The following is a 15,731-nucleotide window of genomic DNA, read 5'->3' on the forward strand; positions in this document are numbered from 1 at the left end:
GGGGGGAGGTCGTGGGGTGCTGCGGTGTCAGAGCACCTTGCTGAGGAAGTCCCGGGTCCGCTCGTGCTGCGGTTTGTCGAGGACCTCGCCGGGCGGGCCCTGCTCGACGATCTTCCCGCCGTCGATGAAGACGACCCGGTCGGCGACCTCGCGGGCGAAGCCGACCTCGTGGGTGACGATGACGAGCGTGGTGCCGCTGGTCGCCAGGTCCTTGATGACGGCGAGGACCTCGCCCACGAGCTCGGGGTCGAGGGCGGAGGTGGGCTCGTCGAAGAGGATGACGCCGGGGCGCAGCGCGAGGGCGCGGGCGATGGCGACGCGCTGCTGCTGGCCGCCGGACAGCTGTCGGGGATAGGCGCCGGCCTTGTCGGCGAGGCCCACCCGGTCCAGGAGTTCACGGGCCAGTTCCAGGGCGGCGGACTTGGCGAGTCGCCCGGTGGCGGTGGGCGCGGCGGCGACGTTGTCCAGCACGGTCAGGTGCGGGAAGAGGTTGAAGTTCTGGAAGACGAAGCCGATCCGGCCGCGCTGGGTCAGGATGGCCCGTTCGCTCAGCTCGCGCAGCCGGTCGCCGTTGCGGCGGACACCGATCAGCTCGCCGTTGACGCTGACATAGCCGATCTCGGGCTTCTCCAGGTGGTTGATGACCCGCAGCAGGGTGGACTTGCCGGAGCCGGACGGGCCGAGGATCACGGTGACCTCGCCGGGCCGCACGGTCAGGCTCACCCCGTCCAGGACCCGGTGGGCGCCGTACCACTTGTGCACGTCGTGCACCTCGACGGCGGCGGGCACGATCCCCGCGGTGTCGGCGCTCTGCACGGTCTCGGTGGTCATACGGCGGCCTCCCGGCGGATGCGGGCCCGCAGGTCGGTGAGACCGGTCCGCAGTTTCTGAAGCGGCGTCGGCGGCAGGGAACGCGTGGCGCCCCGGGCGTAGTACCGCTCGACGTAGAACTGGACGACGGAGACGAGGCTGGTCAGGATCAGGTACCAGACGGTGACGACCAGCAGCAGCGGCACGATGTCGCCGGGGTAGGTGGCCCCCATGGTCTGCGCGGTGCCGAACAGGTCGAGCAGGGACACGTAGAAGACCAGCGAGGTGGACTTGACGAGGCCGATCAGCTGGTTGACGTAGTTCGGCGTGATCGACCGCAGCGCCTGCGGGAAGACGATCTTCCAGAACTGGTAGCGCTTGGGCAGGCCGAGGGCGGCGGCCGCCTCGTGCTGGCCCTGGTCGACGGAGAGGATGCCGCCGCGAACCACTTCGGCGGCGTAGGCCGCCTCGTTGAGGCTGAGGCCGACGACGGCGATCACCATGTCGGTGGCCAGCCGGGACTCGTCGAAGCGGAAGAACGCCGGGCCGAAGGGAACCCCCACGCTCAGGGTCTGGTACAGGGCGCTGAAGTTGTAGAGGAAGAGCAGCACCACGATCAGCGGGATGGAGCGCAGCGCCCACACGTAGGTCCAGCTGACCGCGCGCAGCACCGGGCTCCTGGAGAGCCGGGCGAGGGCGAGCAGGATGCCGCCGAGGAGGCCCAGCACCGCGCTGTAGGCGGCCACTTCCAGGGTGATCAGCAGTCCGTCGAGGATGACCGGCCGCAGGAACCAGTAGCCGAAGCGGTCCCACTGGTAGAAGGGGTTGGAGATCAGTCCGTGCGTGAACTGCGCCACCAGGACCAGGGCCACGGCGGTGGCGATCCAGCGGCCGGGCTTGCGCAGCGGCTGGACGCGCTGGGCGGTGAGCTTCTCCGACGGGACGTCGATGGCGGGTGCGGGCTCGGCGAGGGTCACGGCGCCTGGGGGTTCACTCATGAGGGGCTCCGGCGGGAGTCGGACACCCCGGGTCACGGCGCACGTGCGTGGCCGGACGCGCTTCGGCGGGGCGGCGGGGACCGCTCCGCGGGCGCGAACAGGGCATGGCGCACGGATGCGTACAGGAGACCGGGGTGGGGCGGACAACGGCACACCGCTCGGGCGGTGTTCGTCAGGAACGCGGAGGCGGGGCTGCGGTGCGAGGGGTTCGTTCAGCCCCGACAGCGGGCACGGCCCGGTGCGGTACACAGTGCGCTGTTCACGCGCAGGAGGTCGACGGCGCGGTTGGCGACGAGGATGTCGAGGTACGGCCGTACGCAGCCCCGGGGGCGACGGGGCGCCGTCCGATGAGCTGCGTACATGTCCGTCACCATCACTGTTCCGGCCCCTGAGGGGCCCTCGCGCTTACCGATACGTCATTACCGAAACGTCGGTCCGGTCGTCACCTGGGGCACCCCACCGCGGAGCGAGGGTTGCCGGTCAGCTAGCCAGGGCTTGTCGCTGACGCTCATGACCGTTCTGGGCCGTAAGTAAGACAGTTGCCCGAACGAATGTCAACGGCGGTCCGGTGGGTGGACCGGGTCAGGGCCGGTTGACCTGCGGTCGGACCGCCGAACCGTCTGCCGCGTGGGTCTCCCAGTCCAGGATCTGGACGGCGGCGCCGGCGGCCTCCAGGCCCTGGCAACGGGCGTGGTGGCGGCGGGCGATGGCGTCCAGGTCGAGGTGGGCGCCGAAGGCCGGACGGGCGGCCAGCCGGCGGGCGTAGGCCCACAGCGCGGGGTGGTCGGCGATGCGGTGCACGGCGGCCGCGTCCAGGTGGTAGCGGTGCACGGTGTCGAGTTGGACCAGGGCGACCCACAACTCGACGTCGGCCGCGGTGATCTGATCGCTGATCAGGTACTCGTGGGCGCCGAGCCCTCGCTCCAGCACCCCGAGCGTGGTGACCAGCGTGTCGAGGGCGGCGGTGCGCTCCGCCTCCTCGGCGTCGGCCGCTCCGGCGCGCTGGGCGGCCTCCTCGATGCCCTGGGCGCACATCCGCTCGACGGCCTCGATCTGCGACTCCGCGCCGCACGGGTACAGGGTGGGCCGGCCGCCGCCGAAGCGCCGGGCCAGGTCCCGGGCGATGTCGGGGCCGTGGCTGCTGACGATGCGCCCGGACCAGTCGTCGCTGAGCACGGGTGCGAGGGCGGGTCCGGTGTACCGGTGCGCGCTGGCGTCGTACAGCGGACGCAGCGCGGAGTGGCCTCCGTCGGGGCAGTCCGGGACGGCGGGCAGGAAGGTGACCGGGCAGGCCTTGTCCAGGCCGAGGAGGCTGTGGGTGACGGCGATGCGCAGACAGTCGGGGTCGGCCGCCGCCAGGTGGAGGCGGTAGCGGCGCGGCACCGCGTAGTGGCCGCTGCGCGCGTCCCGGCCGATCCGGCCCCGGAAGGCGGCGGCGGGGCGGGTGGACAGGTGGGCGGCCAGTGGTGTGACGGACATGACTCTCCCCGGGGGCGGGACGCACACAGGACGTGCGCGCGGCGGATGCGACGTCGAAGAGGGAGGTGCGGACCTCGTCCGCACGTGCCGGGTGCGGCCGCGTCCTCGGGACACCGCCGGTGCGGTTCGGCGCGGGGACGGGCCCGGCTCAGTCCTGGAACCTGATGGCGCTGCAGACGCGCTTCAGGTCGATGTGACGGCGGGAGGTGAGAAGGGGTGACGACCACGCCGTGCGGCCCGCTCGGCCGGTGGTCGGCTCCAGTCGCCCCATTGTTTCCCTACCCGTTCACTAGGATTCCCGAATCGAGTGTCGATCCGCCTCGAGCCTCCGTCAAGGGGGCGTCCACCAGGTGAGTACCGGCGCCACCCGGGGGAGGGTCGCCGAGGCGGTCCAGAGCGGTTCGAGGGTGGCCGCGGCGCTCACCCCTACCGTGTGCCGATGAGCGCGCCCGGGGCCTCCATCGGGGTGGCCCGGCCGGGGCCCGCGGAGCGGGCACCATGGGACGCCGCCGCACTCGACGGTGCCCGTGGCACTCTCGGGGCCCGGACGGGCCGCCCGGCTCACAGGGTGGTCGCGAAGCCCGCCTCGACGATCCGGCGGGCCATCGGCGCTCCCTGGCCGCCCAGTCCGATGAACCCGACGTGCATGGGGCGCCTCCTCAGCCCTCCTGCCGGGGCCGCCAGAACACGGCCAGCAGCCCGGCCGTCGCGACGACACCCACCCCGAGCACCACACCGGCGCCCGCCCATCCGGTCACCCCGATGTCCGCGGCCTCGTCCACCGCGTACTCCCCCGGCCCCCACGCCCCCAGCGCCACCGCGAGGACGCCCAGGACGAGGACGTACTCGTAGCCGTCCTTGAACACGAAGAAGCCGTTGCGGCGGTGTGCGAGCAGGCCCGCCACCAGCATCACGGACAGCACCGCCGCGCAGGCCAGTGAGGTCAGGAAGCCCGCCAACAGCAGGACGCCCGCGCCGAGTTCGGTGAGGACACTGAGCCATGCCTGGAGTCTCGGGCGGGTGAGCCCGAGCCCGCCGAACCAGCCGGCGGTACCGGATATGCCGCCTCCGCCGCGCCAGTGGTTCCAGCCGTGCGCCAGCATCACCCCACCGAGCACGACCCGTACGAGCAGCAGTGCGGTGTCCGAAGCCTCACTCATCGCCATGTCCCCTTCTCCGTCGGCAGCGCCCGCACACCCGGCGCGCACTCCTCGACGAGGGCGGGCACGTGCGGGCGCTGGGCGAGAGCGGTACGGCGGACGCCGGTGTCGTGGCCCGCGCCCGCCTGCTCGTGGCGTACCACCCGTGGGGCTCCGGTGAACATGGAAGCGAGCTCCGCCGGTCCCTCGGGACCGTTCACCCCCACTCGTTCGTACGCGCCGAGGGTGAAGTGCACGGGCGCCCGGACCGGGGCCGAGGACCGACCGCCGGCCCCTTCACCTCCCGGCAGCCGACCCCTCCCTCTCCCCGATCCCCCTCAGGTGCGGGACTTGGTCGTCGCGGCGAAGGCGTCGGCGGCGGTGAGGTCGAAGTCGCCGTGGTCGCTGCCGAGCCCCTGGGCGACGAGTGCGGCGGCGGCGCTGCCGAGGACGGCGGCGTCGCTCGGCGTACGGCCCAGGCTCACGCCCCGCAGGTAGCCGGCCGAGAACGCGTCGCCGCACCCGGTGGTGTCGACGACGTCGACCACGAAGGCGGGGACCGGTTCCGCGCCGTCCGCGCTCACCACGAGCGCGCCGTCGCCGCCGCGCGTGACGGCGACGACGCCCGCACCGGCGCCGAGGAGCTTGCGCGCGCCGGTCAGCAGGTCGCTCTCGCCGGTGAAGCCGAGGACCTGGTCCTCGTTGGGCAGCAGGTGGTCGATGTACGGCAGGGCAGCCTCGATCTGGTCGAAGCTGCCGAGGACACCGGGGGCGAGCAGGTCCACGGAGGTGACGACACCGTGTTCCCTGGCGTACGACAGGATGCGCGTGGCGACCTCGACGCCGATCAGCTCCGGTCCGCCCAGGTGCAGATGGTCGGCCTCGGCGAGGGCGTCCCAGGGGACGTCGTCGAGGCCGTAGGTGATGTTGGCGCCGAGCAGGTGCAGCGAGGGGCGGTCTCCGTTGGGCCGGATCGGCAGCACGCTCGCGGAGGTGGCGGTGTCCGTGCGGCGGACGAGGAACTCGGTGTCGATGCCCGCCCGGTCCAGCAACCCCACCAGCAGGTCGCCGGTCGGGTCGGAGCCGATGGCGCCTGCGCTGCGCACCTGCGCGCCCAGCTTGGCGAGGGTGAGCGCGGTGCCGCCCGCGGTCCCGGCGGCGGTCATCCGGATGTCGTCGACCAGCGTCGCGCCCTGGCCCTCGGGTATCTCCTGCACCGGCCGCACCAGCACGTCCAGGACATGCACGCCCATGGTGAAGATCTTCATCGGCTATCCCCCTTCATCGGCCTCGTCGCCGTATCGGCTTCATCGGCTCTGTTCCTGCGCGGGTGGTACGGGGTGGGTGGTGCCGTAGTCGCGGGCGATCGCGGCCTCGATCACGGCGAGTTGCTGCTGCTCGTCGAGGAAGCGGGGGCGGCCCATGGCGGCCGCGCGCTGGTAGACACCGCAGGCCCATTCGAGCAGCAGCGCGTTCTCGACGGCCTTTTCGAGAGTCGTCCCGTGGGTGACGGCGCCGTGGTTCGCCAGCAGGGCGGCGCTGCGGCCGTCGAGCGCGGTGAGCACTGACTCGGCGAGTTCGGGGGTGCCGAACGTGGCGTAGGGCGCGACCCGCACCGTGCCGCCGAGAGCTAGCAACTGGTAGTGGATGCAGGGCAGTTCGTCGAGCACGCAGGAGACGGCGGTGGCCATCGGGGCGTGGGTGTGGACGACCGCGCCGGTTCCGTAGCGGCGGTAGACCCCGAGGTGCAGCTCCAGTTCCGAGGTCGGCCGCAGACTTCCGGCCACCACCTCGCCGTCAAGGTCGACCACGGTCACCTGGTCCGGGGTGAGTTCGGCGAGGACCGCTCCGGTCGCGGTGACCGCGACCCGGTCCTCGACGCGTACGCTCACGTTGCCGGCCGTGCCGATGAGGAGGCCTTCGGCCCCCAGGCGCCGGCAGACGTCCGCGACGGCGGCCCGCTCCTGTCTCAGCGCCGAGCTTGAGGCGGTCATGGGCGCGAAGGTAGCGTAAACGTGAAACAAAGTCACGTTCATGTTTGGAGGCAGTCCTTGGTCCAGGCGACCGCGGGTCCGGGCGGTGGCGCTCCCCTGCGCCGCACGCCGCGGCAGGCGCGCAGCAAGGCCCGTCTGGCCCTGATGCTGGAGGCCGCCGAACGCATCCTGGTCGGCGACGGCGTCGAGGCGCTCACCACGACGCGGGTCGCGGCCGAGGCGAAGGTGTCGGTCGGCTCGCTGTACCAGTACCTCCCCGACCGTGACGCGATCATCGACGCCCTCGCCACGGGCTACTTCGCCCGCCTCGAAGACGTCATGGACGAGCTGGTCCGGACGGCGGCGCGGGAGCAGTGGGACGATCCCGTGGGCGTGCTCATCGACACCTTCGCCCGCGTCTACCGCACCGAACACGGTTTCCGTGCCCTGTGGTTCGGCAGCGGGCTGACCGAGCGGACCCGGGCCGCGGACCGTGAGCACAAGCGGCGGATGGCCGACGGCATCCGCCGGGTGCTGCTCGCGCTGGGCGTCGCCCCCGACGACGAGGCGCTCGCGCGGGCCTGCCACGCGGCGATCCTCGCCGCCGACGCCCTCGCCCAGGAGGCCTTCCGGCGCGCCCCGGAAGGCGACACCGACCTCCTCGACGAGGCGAAGGCGATGCTGCGCTGCTATCTCACCGAGGTCGTCGCGCGCTCCGAGCGGCGGTAGCCGAAAGTCCGTGGCCGACGCCGTCGACCGCCCGGTAGCGTCGGGGCCCGTAGCCGACCGCACCGGCGGTCGCCGCACCCGGAGAACGAATCCCATGACCAGGCAGCACCCCCCGGCCACCACGACCCTGTGGCGTCCCACCGGTCCCAAGGAGCTGGAGCTGGTCCGTGAGCTCGGCTGGCGGGCCTGGCCGCCCCGGCTGCCCGAGCAGCCGATCTTCTACCCGGTCCTCGACGAGGACTACGCCATCAGGATCGCCCGGGACTGGAACGTCAAGCACGACGGCGCCGGCTATGTCACCCGCTTCGAGGTCGACACCGCGTTCCTGCGCAGGTATCCGGTCCAGCAGGCGGGCGGCCGGACGATCCTCGAACTGTGGGTGCCGGCCGAGGAACTGGACGAGTTCAACGCCCATGTCGTGGGCGAGATCGAAGTGGTGCACGTGTTCTCGTGACGCCCGCTGCAAGGTTTCCGCAAGGTCCCGGCAGGCCTTCCGTCCATCGGGAGGGGCAAACGCCCGGCAGACGGGGCCGAGCCGGTCCCGCACGGACGACGGGGGTCTCGATGTCGGCGTTGCGCAAGAGTACGGAGTCGTCGGTCGAGGAGCGTGAGTGGCTGACGCTCGTCGAACGCAAGCTGGTGCTGGTCGTGGTGCACACCCTGACCTACGGCAAGCGGCTGGTCGAGGTCCTGTCGCTGCTGGAGGCCGACTTCAGGGTGCAGGTGGTGTTCACGGCTCCGCCGCACGTCTTCGGCGACGAGGTCCCGCGCTTCCTCGAAGGGCTGGGAGGCGCGGTGCTGCCGTGGGACGAGGCGGTGCGGATGCGGTTCGACCTGGCTCTCGCCGCCGGTCCGCGGGGCGTCGAGAAGATCTCCGGGCCGGTGATCGCGATGTCGCACGGGGCCGGCTATCTCAAGCGGCTGGTCTCGGTGCGGCAGCCGGGCGTGGCGGGGCTGCGCAGACAGGATCTCGTCCCCGGCGGCCGGCTGCCCGCCGCCGTGGCGGTGCCCCACCACGCCGAACTGGCCGACCTGGAACGGCACTGCCCGGAGGTGCTCCCGCTCACCCATGTGGTCGGCGATCCGGTGCACGACCGGATCGCGGCGAGCCTGCCGCTGCGCGCCCGCTACCGCCGGGCCCTCGGCCTCGCGGACGGCGAGAAGCTGGTGGTGGTCGTCTCGACCTGGGGCGCCCGCTCGTCCTTCGGCCGGTTCGAGGCGCTGCTGCCCCGGCTGGCCGCCGAACTGCCCGCGGGACGGTTCCGGTCCGTCATCCTGGTCCATCCCAACGTGTGGTCGGGGCACGGTTCCTGGCAGGTCAGGGCCTGGCTGGCGCGCTGCGCCGAGCCCGGTACCGCCCTCGTGCCGCCGGAGGCGGACTGGCGCAGTGTCCTGATCGCGGCGGACTGGATCATCGGCGACCACGGTTCGGTGACGCTGTACGGCACGCTCACCGGTGCGCCGATCCTGCTGGCCGGCTCACCGGACCGGGAGATCAACCCCGCCTCGCCCGCCGCCACGCTCGCCGTGACCGCGCCGGCGCTCTCGCCCGCCCACCCGCTCGTCGGCCAGCTCCAGTACACGGCGGCCGAGTACCGCCGGGAGGAGTACGCGGCGATCGCCTCGCGCATCACCTCGGAACCCGGCCGTTTCAACCGCAACATGCGGCGGCTCATGTACCGCCTGATGGGTCTGGGCCGGCCCGCCCACGAACCGGTGACGGTCCCGCTGCCCGAGCCGCCGCCGCTGGACACCTGGGCGCGCGGGCGGCGGGAGGTGCCGGCGTGATGCGCTTCGTCTCGGTACGGCTGCGGGCGTCGCAGCCGTACCCCCGGGGTCCGCGAGGCGCCCCGGGGGCGGAACTGTCGCTCCGCGTCCGCTCGACCGCGGGCGACCACGACGTGCTGGCCCGGGTCGGTCTCCTGGCGCCCGGGGACCCGCCCGGCACGGGCGGGCCGGTGGCCGGTGCGGACGAGCACGTCGCCGCGGAGGCCGGGCCGTGCCCCGGGATCCGGTGGCCGGTCTGCGCCGATGTGCTGCACGACCGGATTCCGCGCCCGTACGCCGACGCGGTGCGCCGACTGGGCGACCTCACGGCCGCCCATCCGGGGTGCCGGCTGGCCGCGGCGCCGCTGACCGGGGGCGGCTGGGCGGTCGTCGACGGAACGAGCCGCACGGTCCTGCCGCTGGCGCACCGGGTCGCCCCGGACCAGCCCCTGCTGGCGTCCTGTCTGCACGCCTGGCTGGTGGCGGGGCACGCCTTGCGCGACATCCACGACATCCGCGTGGTGCACGGCGGGTGAGCACGTCGGCGCCTACGTGCGCCGGAGCCGGCGGGCGTCCGCCGGGCTGGTGGTCTCGTACAGGGCGAGGGCGCGGGCGTGGAACTCCTCGCCGGCCGTGTCCTCGCCCCGTTCCCGTGCGGTGTCGCCGAGCATCTCCAGGGTGCGGGCCTGCCAGTGGACGGCTCCGGAGGCGGTGAACACCGCGAGCGCCTCCGTCATGTGGGCGATGCCCAGGGGGTGGTCGCCGGTGCGGGCGCGGGCCCGGCCGAGGAAGGCGAGGGCTCTGGCCGTGTCGTGCGGGTCGGCCGCCTCCACGAGTCCTTGCCGGGCCCGGGCGAAACAGGTGACGGCCCGCTCGGGGTCGTGTTCGGCGAGAGCGACCTCGCCGAGCGTGATCCGGGCGAGCGCCACCCCGCGCGGGTAGCCGCACTCCTCCCAGGTCGCGACGGCGCGGTTCAGCCGTGACACGGCCTCGGCGAACCGCCCCGCCTCGAAGTGGCAGTTGCCGAGGCCGAGCAGCGCCTGTCCCTCGTCGCGGGGGTCCTCCCCGTCGCGTGCCGCGTACAGGGCGGCCGTGTACCACTCCACGGCCTCGTCCGGCCGGCGGGCGGCGCTCAGCCCGATGGCCCCGGAGTTGAGCATCTGGCGTTCGGCCTCCCGGTGTCCGTCGCGGCGGGCGGCCTCCAGACCGATGCGGTGGGCCTCGATCCACAGGTCGTAGTGGCGCAGCCGCAGGAACAACGGCCACATGGCGTCGACGAGTTGCCAGGCCGTGGCGTGCCAGCCGCGCTCGACGGCCAGGCGGAGGATCGCCATGAGGTGGCCGCGTCGCTCGTGCAGCCAGCCGAGGGCGCCGCGGTCGTCGGTGAAGGGCGGGGGCAGCGGGAAGGGCTGCGCGTAGCTCCGGGGCAGGGTGAACTGGATCGGGGTGATGAGGCGTTGGGCCTCGGTCGCGGTCAGCAGGTGCCAGTCGGCGACGCGTCGCAGGGTGCGTTCCCGGTCCGCCTCGGTGTCGGCCAGGGCCGCGCGGTCGCGGGCGTGGAGGCGCACGAGGTCGTGGAAGCGGAGCGCGTCCGGGCCGACCTCCTCCAGCATGTTGGCCTCGACGAGTTCGTCCAGCCGGCGTTCCGCCCAGTCGAGGGGCTCCGCGCAGGCCGCGGCGGCCGTCCGGACGTCGAACTCGGGCAGGGGCAGCAGCCCGAGGGCCCGGTACATCCGGGCGGCCTCCGCTCCCAGCACCGCGTACGACGCGTCCAGGGCCTTGCGCACGGTCGCCTCCCCTTCGACTTCCAGCGCGGCCAGCCGGCCGACGTCGGGTGTGAGCGCGTCGGCCAGTGCGGCGACCGGCTGTCGGGGGCGGGCGGCGAGCCGGGCGGAGGCGAGACACACCGCGAGAGGCAGACCCGCGCAGAGGTCCACGACCCGGCGGACCGCGGGAAGTTCCCCGGCGACCCGGCGCTCGCCGACACCGCGCAGGAACAGCTCCACCCCGGCGGCGGGGCCCAGGGCCCGCAGCCGGTGGAACTCCGCTCCGTCCAGGCGCAGTCCGGTCAGCCGGTGCCTGCTGGTCACGACGACGAGGCTACCGGGCCCGCCCGGCAACAACGGCCGGATCTGTGCCGCGGAGAAGGCGTTGTCCAGCACCACCGCGATGCGCAGGTCCGCGGTGACGGACCGCCACAGGGACGCCTGTTCCGCGAGGTCGACGGGGACCGCCCAGGCGCCGAGCGCACGCAGGAACCGGCCGAGGATCTCGCCCGGGTCCGCCGGCCCGGCCGCCGCGTGTCCGCGCAGATCGGCGTGCAACTGCCCGTCGGGGGCGGCTGATTCGTGCCGGCGCAGCCAGCGGGAGACCAGGGTGGTCTTCCCGATGCCGGCCGGACCGTTGACCACGATCAGCGGCTGCCGGGACCCCGCGTCCGTACGCCGCGTGAGCAGCCGGTCCAGGGCTTCCAGTTCGTCCCGCCGGTCGGTGAAGTGCGCCGGTACCGGCAGCAGTTGGCGGGGCGTCGGTGGTGGCTGCGGCGGGGCGGTCCGGACCTGGATGCCGCCGTGGACGTCACGGGCCTGGACGGTCGGTCCGTAGAACCGGGCCGATCCGCCGATGGTGTTGCTGCTCGCTCTCCCCTGGTCGTCCTCCCGCGCCGCACTCATACCGCTCGTCCCCCTCCGACCGGTTGCCCGCTACATCGATCAAGGTGGTCCTACCCCCGGCGGGCCTTCGACGATGCAGGCCACGGACGCCGGGGCTCCGGCAAGGAAGCGATTCGGCCAGCACACCGGCCCCTCTTGGAACCCCCTGCCCTCCCTGTCATGCTCTTCGCTCCATGGCATGACCGTCCCCGGTGCCGTGGTCGTCGAACGGCCGGACCAGCGGGAGGCGCTGGTGGAATTCCAGGTACTGGGCCCGGTGGGTCTGCGCGCGAACGGCCGGCGGGTGGAGCTCGGTTCGGACAAGGAGCGGACCCTGCTGGGCCTGCTGGCCCTGGACGTGGGCCGGCCGGTCGCGCTGGGCGTCCTCATGGACCGGCTCTGGGACGGTGAACCGCCGCCGCACGCACGGGAGAACGCGCACAGCTATGTCTCGCGGCTGCGCAGGCGGCTCCGGCTGGCCGACCCGTCGTCCGCGAGCGCGCCACGCATCGTCAGCCGGGCCCACACCTACACGCTGGAGGCGGCCCGCGAGGCCGTCGACTGGCACCGGTTCCAGCAGCTCGTGGCGCGGGCCGGGGCGGTCGCGGCGGACGGCGACGACGAGCGGACGGCCGCCCTCCTCGACGCCGCGGAAGGCCTCTGGCGGGGCGAGGCGCTGGCCGGACTGCCCGGACTGTGGGCCGAGACCACCCGCCGGGCGCTGGCGGAGCGGCGGCTGGGCGCCGCCGTCTCCCGGATCGCCGCCTCCCTCCGGCTCGGCCGGTACACGGCGGTGACCGCCGAGCTGTCCGCCCTCGTCGACCGGTATCCGGGCGACGAGACGCTGGCGGGTCAGCTGATGCTGGCGTACTACGGCGGCGCCCGGTACACCGACGCGCTGCGGCTGCACCAGGAGACCCGCCGGATGCTGATGACCCAGTACGGCTCCCGCCCGGGCGCCGAGCTGGACCGCATCCATCGCGGGATCCTCGATCGGGTGCCGGCCGCCGATCTCGTCCGGGGCCGCCCGGCCGTGCCCCGCCCGGCCCGCCCGGTCGCGGCTCCGCCGCCGGCCCCGCGTCCGCCGAGGAACCTGCCGCATCAGCCGCCCCTGATCGGCCGTCGCGCCGAACTGCGGGCCCTGAGCGCCGCCGTCGACGCGGCGGCGGAGCAGGGCCGGGTGATCAGCCTGGAGTCCGTCAGCACCGTCAGCGGCATGGCCGGGGTGGGCAAGACCAGCGTGGCCGTGCACGGCGCGCACCGGCTGGCCGAGCGGTTCCCCGACGCCCAGCTGTATGTGGACCTGCGTGGCCACTCCCCCGTCGGTGAACCGCTGGGTCCCGGCGCGGCCCTGGCCACCCTGCTGCGTCTGCTCGGCGCGCCCGCGGAGACCATCCCGGTCGAGCTGGAGGGCCGTACCGCGCTGTGGCAGACCCTGCTGGCCGGGCGACGGGCGCTGATCGTCCTGGACGACGCGGTGAGCGCCGACCAGATCCGCCCGCTGCTGCCGAGCGGCTCGCCCACCCTGACGATCATCACGAGCCGGCGCCGGCTGACGGGTCTGCCGCAGGCCCGGCACATCCCGCTCGACGTGCTGCCGACCGACGACGCCATCGCCCTGTTCCGCGCCTGCGCGGGCGAGGAACGCACCCTGGACAGCCGGGAGATCACCACGATCGTTCGATTATGCGGCCATCTCCCGCTCGCGATCGAGCTGGTCGCGAGCCGCTTCCGCGCCCACCCGGCCTGGACGCTCGGCACGCTGGCCGACCGCCTGACCCGTACGGAGGGACGGCTGGGCGAGATCCGCGATGCCGAGCAGGAGTTGCTGCGGGCCTTCGACCTGACCTACCGGACCCTCACCCCGGAGCAGCGCGCCGCGTTCCGCAGGCTCAGTCTGCATTCCGGGCCGGACTTCACGGTGGACTCGGCGGCCGCCTCGCTGGACCTGCGCCCGGCCGCCGCGGAACGCGTGCTGGAGTCGCTGCTGGCCTGCCATCTGCTCCGCGAGCCGACCCCGGACCGCTACCGGTTCCACGATCTGCTGCGCGAGTACGGCCACTCCAGGTCCCTCGCCGACGACACCGACGAGGAGCGGGCCGATGTCCTCCGGCGCCTGACGGACTTCCACGTCGACGCCGCCGACCGCGCCGACCGTCTCGCGTACCCCCGCCGTACGAGGCCCGCGCCGCCGTGCGAGCGCGGCACCGGCGCGGCGCTGCCCGACTGGCCCGACGCCGGGGCCGCGCGGTCCTGGCTGGCCGCCGAGCGCGCGAACCTGCTGGCCACCGAGCGTCGGGCGCGTGGCCGGGGCCGTCCCGGGGCGGCCGCCCGACTCGCCTACGCCATGGCCGGTTTCCTCGACGAGGAGTGCCACTGGGTCGACGCCGAGGCCGTCCTGGTGACCGCCGTCGAGCACTGGACCGGGACCGGTGAGCAGGCCGCGCTGTGCCGTGCCCTGCTGCATCTCAGCGCCGTCCACGCGCACACCGCGCGCTACCCGGAGGCGGCGGAGAGCGGCGGCCGGGCCCTGCGGATCGCCCGTGCGACGGGGGACGAGGAGGCGGAGGCCGAGGTGCTGCGCACGCTCGGCACCCTGAACTGGCATGTGGGCGATCATCAGGCGGCACTCGTCCTCTTCCAGAAGTCCTTCGCGATCACCGCGATATCCGGAGATTCCCTGGACCGCGCGCGTCTGCACAACAACATGGCGGTCACCCTGCTCTTCCTCGGGGAGTACGACCGTGCGCTGGAACATTTCGAGAAGACGCTCAGCGGATTCACCGAGGCGGGCGATCACGCGGCGCTCGGAAAGACGCTCAACAACATCGGCGATCTGCATCTGCGTCGCGGAGACCTGGAATCCTCGCGCCGGTCGTTCGAGGAATCGCTGACATTCCTCGAACATTCCGGTAATCGTTACGACCGCGCCACGGTGCGCGGCAGCCTGGCCGATGTCCTCACGGAGTCGGGCGACACGGCTGCGGCTCTCCCTCTTTACCAGGAGACCCTCGCGGAATTCCGCGCGCTGGGCGACCGGAAGAGTCAGGCCGACACGCTGATCGGTCTGGGCGAGGCGTATCGGAAAGCGGGGGAACCCGAGAAGGCCGTGCGGCACTTCCTGGACGCCCTCGACATCGCCCGCCTGATCGGCGCCGCCCACCAGGAGATCCAGGCCCTGCGCCACCTCGGTCAGGCGCATTTCGCAGCCGGGCGGCTCGACTCCGCGGGAAAAGATCTGGAGGTCGCCCTTTCACTGGCCGAGCGCACGCACGACGTCGACGAGAAAGCCCGGACGGAAAGCGTTCTGACGAACGTACGGCGGGCGGTAGGTGGCGCCCCGACAGCGCATACCTTACCGAGACACACGTTCGAACCGGGCGGTAATTAAACACGCAACCAGTGAATATCGTTCAATTACCCATACAACCCGACGGTCAGATATGTTCCCCTCCGCAAGATCACAGTCAGACATGGAGGGATTCCGTTCACGTGAGCACAATTCGCCGACTGACCGTCGTCACCGGTCTCGCCGCTCTCGCTATTCTTGGCGTGACCGCGCCAAATGCCTCGGCGGCCGAGCCCGCCTCGACCGCGGCGGTCGGCACGTACCGGTGCATCATGATGTGACCCGCTGAGGGTCGATCGGCGCACCGGGGGGTGGCAGCACACGCCGCCACCCCACCCATCGGACACGAGAGGGCGGTGCGGGGTTGGAGCCGATATCGGTGGCGCTGTTGGCGGCGCTGGCAGGAGGAGCCGGCGGCGAGGCCGGCCGACAGGCCTGGGCGACGCTGAGCGAACTCGTCCGGCGCCCGTTCCGGCGCGACGGCAACGGTGACGGGGACGAGGACGGGGACGGCAACACCGGGGCGCCGACGGCGGGTTCGGCGGAACCTGAGCTGGTCCGGCTGGCCGCGCACCCGGACGACGCGGCACTGGCCCGCGCGCTGAGCACGGCGCTGGCGGTACGGGCGGCGGCGGACGCGGAGTTCCGGGCGGGTCTTGTGCGGTGGCACCAGCTGGCCGGCTCGCCGCACACCGGCGATGTGCACAACGAGATCAGCGGCGGCACGTTCAACAGCCCTGTTCTCCAGGGCCGCGACTACTCCGGCCTCTCCTTCACGACCCCGGCGCCACCGCGGGCGGACACCGGCACGGACACCCCGCCCACCCCGGACTGAC

15 protein-coding genes and 1 riboswitch are annotated in these 15,731 nt (G+C 73.1%); of the genes, 7 read left to right on the forward strand and 8 right to left on the reverse strand.

The genetic code is table 11. The annotated features are described in order from the left end of the window. Positions 1-27: 27 nt before the first annotated feature. From OG933_RS07655 to OG933_RS07685, 7 genes are all read right to left on the reverse strand, one after another. Positions 28-831, reverse strand: a complete 804-nt coding sequence (locus OG933_RS07655) for an amino acid ABC transporter ATP-binding protein (protein WP_362266212.1) — start codon at positions 829-831, stop codon at positions 28-30. Beyond that, a complete protein-coding gene (locus tag OG933_RS07660; RefSeq protein WP_405626126.1) occupies positions 828-1,808 on the reverse strand; it encodes an amino acid ABC transporter permease in 981 nt (326 codons plus the stop codon). Before OG933_RS07660 ends, OG933_RS07655 begins: the two co-directional genes overlap by 4 nt. 396 nt (positions 1,809-2,204) lie before the next feature. Beyond that, positions 2,205-2,324, reverse strand: a riboswitch (SAM riboswitch). Between the two features lie 66 nt (positions 2,325-2,390). After that, complete coding sequence (locus OG933_RS07665; protein ID WP_405626129.1) at positions 2,391-3,287, reverse strand: glutathione S-transferase C-terminal domain-containing protein; 897 nt, start codon at positions 3,285-3,287, stop codon at positions 2,391-2,393. Positions 3,288-3,946: 659 nt separating this feature from the next. Continuing rightward, complete coding sequence (locus OG933_RS07670) at positions 3,947-4,447, reverse strand: DoxX family protein (protein WP_362518998.1); 501 nt, start codon at positions 4,445-4,447, stop codon at positions 3,947-3,949. Then, the gene (locus OG933_RS07675; RefSeq protein ID WP_362518995.1) at positions 4,444-4,611 is read right to left on the reverse strand and encodes a hypothetical protein; all 168 of its coding nucleotides are present in this window, start codon (positions 4,609-4,611) and stop codon (positions 4,444-4,446) included. The genes OG933_RS07670 and OG933_RS07675 overlap by 4 nt, the downstream gene beginning before the upstream one ends. A 153-nt stretch (positions 4,612-4,764) precedes the next feature. Continuing rightward, a complete protein-coding gene (locus OG933_RS07680; protein ID WP_362518992.1) occupies positions 4,765-5,694 on the reverse strand; it encodes a carbohydrate kinase family protein in 930 nt (309 codons plus the stop codon). Between the two features lie 39 nt (positions 5,695-5,733). Continuing rightward, complete coding sequence (locus OG933_RS07685) at positions 5,734-6,420, reverse strand: class II aldolase/adducin family protein (protein ID WP_405626130.1); 687 nt, start codon at positions 6,418-6,420, stop codon at positions 5,734-5,736. Positions 6,421-6,477: 57 nt separating this feature from the next. Here OG933_RS07685 and OG933_RS07690 point away from each other — a divergent pair, with 57 nt between their 5' ends. The 4 genes from OG933_RS07690 (at position 6,478) to OG933_RS07705 (ending at position 9,431) form a co-directional block, all read left to right on the forward strand. Then, positions 6,478-7,128 (forward strand): TetR family transcriptional regulator, encoded by a 651-nt coding sequence (locus OG933_RS07690; RefSeq protein ID WP_405626132.1) that lies wholly within the window; start codon positions 6,478-6,480, stop codon positions 7,126-7,128. Positions 7,129-7,222: 94 nt separating this feature from the next. Next, positions 7,223-7,582 (forward strand): hypothetical protein, encoded by a 360-nt coding sequence (locus OG933_RS07695; RefSeq protein WP_405626134.1) that lies wholly within the window; start codon positions 7,223-7,225, stop codon positions 7,580-7,582. 110 nt (positions 7,583-7,692) lie between these two features. Then, the gene (locus OG933_RS07700) at positions 7,693-8,916 is read left to right on the forward strand and encodes a hypothetical protein (RefSeq protein ID WP_362518982.1); all 1,224 of its coding nucleotides are present in this window, start codon (positions 7,693-7,695) and stop codon (positions 8,914-8,916) included. Continuing rightward, a complete protein-coding gene (locus OG933_RS07705) occupies positions 8,916-9,431 on the forward strand; it encodes a hypothetical protein (protein ID WP_405626135.1) in 516 nt (171 codons plus the stop codon). Before OG933_RS07700 ends, OG933_RS07705 begins: the two co-directional genes overlap by 1 nt. A 12-nt stretch (positions 9,432-9,443) precedes the next feature. Here OG933_RS07705 and OG933_RS07710 read toward each other — a convergent pair whose 3' ends face one another. Further along, the gene (locus OG933_RS07710; RefSeq protein WP_362518977.1) at positions 9,444-11,567 is read right to left on the reverse strand and encodes a tetratricopeptide repeat protein; all 2,124 of its coding nucleotides are present in this window, start codon (positions 11,565-11,567) and stop codon (positions 9,444-9,446) included. A 178-nt stretch (positions 11,568-11,745) separates the two neighbouring features. Between OG933_RS07710 and OG933_RS07715 the strand changes: the two genes are divergently transcribed. From OG933_RS07715 to OG933_RS07725, 3 genes are all read left to right on the forward strand, one after another. After that, positions 11,746-14,937 carry an AfsR/SARP family transcriptional regulator gene (locus tag OG933_RS07715; protein ID WP_405626136.1) on the forward strand — a complete coding sequence of 1,064 codons (3,192 nt, stop codon included), beginning with the start codon at positions 11,746-11,748 and terminating at the stop codon, positions 14,935-14,937. 101 nt (positions 14,938-15,038) lie between these two features. After that, positions 15,039-15,176, forward strand: a complete 138-nt coding sequence (locus OG933_RS07720) for a hypothetical protein (RefSeq protein WP_362518972.1) — start codon at positions 15,039-15,041, stop codon at positions 15,174-15,176. Between the two features lie 83 nt (positions 15,177-15,259). Continuing rightward, positions 15,260-15,730 carry a hypothetical protein gene (locus tag OG933_RS07725; protein ID WP_405626138.1) on the forward strand — a complete coding sequence of 157 codons (471 nt, stop codon included), beginning with the start codon at positions 15,260-15,262 and terminating at the stop codon, positions 15,728-15,730. Position 15,731 lies beyond the last annotated feature (1 nt).

It is taken from the genome of Streptomyces sp. NBC_00016, assembly GCF_045040885.1.
Classification (GTDB): Bacteria; Actinomycetota; Actinomycetes; order Streptomycetales; family Streptomycetaceae; genus Streptomyces; species Streptomyces coriariae.

Excerpts from the sequence above, each read along its gene's own strand:
- OG933_RS07655 (WP_362266212.1), bottom strand. The coding sequence starts at position 831 with ATGACCACCGAGACCGTGCAGAGCGCCGACACCGCGGGGATCGTGCCC.
- OG933_RS07660 (WP_405626126.1), bottom strand. The coding sequence starts at position 1,808 with ATGAGTGAACCCCCAGGCGCCGTGACCCTCGCCGAGCCCGCACCCGCC.
- OG933_RS07665 (WP_405626129.1), bottom strand. The coding sequence starts at position 3,287 with ATGTCCGTCACACCACTGGCCGCCCACCTGTCCACCCGCCCCGCCGCC.
- OG933_RS07670 (WP_362518998.1), bottom strand. The coding sequence starts at position 4,447 with ATGAGTGAGGCTTCGGACACCGCACTGCTGCTCGTACGGGTCGTGCTC.
- OG933_RS07675 (WP_362518995.1), bottom strand. The coding sequence starts at position 4,611 with ATGTTCACCGGAGCCCCACGGGTGGTACGCCACGAGCAGGCGGGCGCG.
- OG933_RS07680 (WP_362518992.1), bottom strand. The coding sequence starts at position 5,694 with ATGAAGATCTTCACCATGGGCGTGCATGTCCTGGACGTGCTGGTGCGG.
- OG933_RS07685 (WP_405626130.1), bottom strand. The coding sequence starts at position 6,420 with ATGACCGCCTCAAGCTCGGCGCTGAGACAGGAGCGGGCCGCCGTCGCG.
- OG933_RS07695 (WP_405626134.1), top strand. The coding sequence starts at position 7,223 with ATGACCAGGCAGCACCCCCCGGCCACCACGACCCTGTGGCGTCCCACC.
- OG933_RS07700 (WP_362518982.1), top strand. The coding sequence starts at position 7,693 with ATGTCGGCGTTGCGCAAGAGTACGGAGTCGTCGGTCGAGGAGCGTGAG.
- OG933_RS07705 (WP_405626135.1), top strand. The coding sequence starts at position 8,916 with ATGCGCTTCGTCTCGGTACGGCTGCGGGCGTCGCAGCCGTACCCCCGG.
- OG933_RS07710 (WP_362518977.1), bottom strand. The coding sequence starts at position 11,567 with ATGAGTGCGGCGCGGGAGGACGACCAGGGGAGAGCGAGCAGCAACACC.
- OG933_RS07715 (WP_405626136.1), top strand. The coding sequence starts at position 11,746 with ATGACCGTCCCCGGTGCCGTGGTCGTCGAACGGCCGGACCAGCGGGAG.